Consider the following 2,227-nt stretch of genomic DNA (forward strand, 5'->3'; position numbering starts at 1 on the left):
GGGGCGCTTGTACAGGTACTCGAGGCCAGCCTCCAGGCTACGTCCACGCGGCGCGGTCACCAGGCGCGTCACCAGACGCTCGGTGGTCGCGTTGGCACGGCCGCTGAGCAGGCTGCGCAGCAGCTCGCTCTTGGCCGCCTTCGAGGCGGCGCGGTCGGTCAGCGCGGCACGCAGCTCCGTGTTCGAGGAGACGATCCGGCCGAACCGGAACAGCTCGTCCTCGACGTCGTCGAGCGTGTTCGCCCGCTGGGCGGCCGTGAGGTCGGCGATGTTCGCCAGCTCCTCCAGCGTGTCCACCAGGTTGCGCGACTGCGACCAGCGCGAGCGCACCAGACCGGCCACCAGGTCCGCGGCCGGACCGCCGACCTGGCCGCCCAGCATCCTCGCGTTTTCCGGACAGGCTTCTGACCGTTTATTTCACGCGACAATTCGCAACTTTTCGTACTCGGCGTGGACTTCGCACGGAGGGCGGTAACCCACCGCCGAGTGGAGCCGTTTGCGATTGTACCAGAATTCGATGTAGCGAGTGACGTCCTGTCTGGCGGCCTCGCGGGTCAGATAAGTCACCCTTGATACGCGCTCGTTCTTCAGGGCGCCGAAGAATGATTCGGCCATGGCGTTGTCGAAACAGATCCCGGTGCGGCCGGAAGATCTGCGGAGCCCGAAGCGGTCCAGCGTCCTCCCGAACTCGGCTGACATGTAGTTACTTCCGCGATCTGAGTGAAATATCGCGCCGGCCGATAGGTTCCTGTTCCGTGCCGCGTTACGGATCGCCCTGGATATCAGTGGGGTTTGGTAGTGGTCGTCCATCGCATAACCGATGACTTCCTTCGTGCAGCAGTCGATGACCGTTGCGAGGTACAGCCAGCCTTCCCCGGTTGCGATATAGGTAATGTCACCGACGAGCTTCTCGCCGGGCGCATCCGCGGTGAAGTCGCGGCCGACGAGGTCCGGTACCTGGCCGGCCGCAGCCTGAGTGAGGTTGAACCTCTTCGGCCGTGGCTGGCAGGACACCAGGCCCTGTTCGCGCATGAGGCGGCGGACAAGCTCCACGCCCGCGGCGACGCCCCAGCGGTGCAGCTGAGCCTGGACGCGCCGGTGCCCGTAGGTGCTGTCGGACATGTCGAAGGCTTTCTCGATGAGCAATTTCAGTTCTTCGCGCCGCTGAGCTGTCGCGGATTCCGGGCGGGATCGCCAGTCGTAGTAGCCGGATCTGGAGACGCCGAGTCGGCCGCACATGAACTCGACGCTGTATGCGTACTTCTCGGTGTCGAGCCTCATCTCGTCGATGAACTCGTACTTGCTTGCTACCGGGGATCCTTCGCGAAGTACGCTGCGGCTTTTTTCAGGAAAGAATTTTCCATCTCCAGCTCGCGGTTGCGTCGTTCGAGTTCCTTCAGGCGCGCCCGCTCGTTCACCGTCAGTTCCGCATCGGGAGCCGGTTCCTGCTGCTTCTGGTACTTCTTCACCCAGCCGCGTAGTGTCTCCGAGTTCAGCTCAAGCTCCCGGGCGACTTCGGAGATCGTCTTGCTTGACCTCAACGCGATCTGGACGGCTTCCTCGCGGAACTCCGGCGAGTACTTACTGGGTGGCGCCATTTCTTCCTCGTTTCCTCGTTCAGGACAACCCTATTGGGTGCCTGTCCGGGACGAGCAACGCCCGTACGGCGGGCGCGTCCTCGGTGGCGGCGGAGGCCAGATAGTGCGCGCGCAACGGCACCCCGTACTCCGTGACGAGCAGCGGGACCGAGGCGAAGTGCCGGGCGAGCAGACCGGGCAGGGCCGCCGAGCCACCGGCGGCCGCGTGGCAGAGGTCGACCGCGCCGAGCCCGTCGTCCGCGTACCAGTCCAGCGAGAGGGGGCGCAGCGACCGCTCGACATGGGCGGCGACGGAGAGCAGGTCGGGCACGCGGGCGGCGCGCGCGGCGCGCAGTGCGCCCTGCGTGCGGCAGGCGCGTTCCCATGCGCGCACGGCGCCCTCGGAGCGCAGCGCCCCGGCCAGGCCTCCCTCGTCGCGGGCGAGTTCCGCGAGTCCGTACAACGCGGTGGCGAAACGGTCCGCCTCCGGGCCGAAGGAAACCCCCGAATCGGCGAGAACCCCCGAAGCACCCCCCACGCCCGGTCCACCCGCGACGTCCGGTCGACCCGCGGCACCGGGGCCGCCGGCAGCCCCCGCGCCGCCGGAAACCCCCGCCCCGCCGGAAGCGCCGGCATCCTCAGGGCCGTCC

General features: G+C 67.2%; 3 protein-coding genes. All 3 read right to left on the minus strand.

All coding sequences use genetic code 11. From position 1 onward, the window contains the following. Positions 1-381 (minus strand): F0F1 ATP synthase subunit delta (locus ACWEGE_RS46895; RefSeq protein ID WP_449667001.1); only part of this gene is annotated, 381 nt, incomplete at its 3' end. 36 nt (positions 382-417) lie between these two features. Continuing rightward, positions 418-1,598, minus strand: a protein-coding gene (locus tag ACWEGE_RS46900) for an IS3 family transposase (RefSeq protein WP_449667002.1) whose coding sequence is annotated in 2 segments (ribosomal slippage) — positions 418-1,334 and positions 1,334-1,598 — 1,182 coding nt in all. Because the reading frame shifts where the segments join, the coding sequence is not laid out codon by codon here. 19 nt (positions 1,599-1,617) lie between these two features. Further along, a partial coding sequence (locus tag ACWEGE_RS46905; RefSeq protein ID WP_449667003.1) for a DUF3492 domain-containing protein occupies positions 1,618-2,227 on the minus strand: 610 nt, incomplete at its 5' end.

Source organism: Amycolatopsis sp. NPDC004747 (assembly GCF_053601335.1).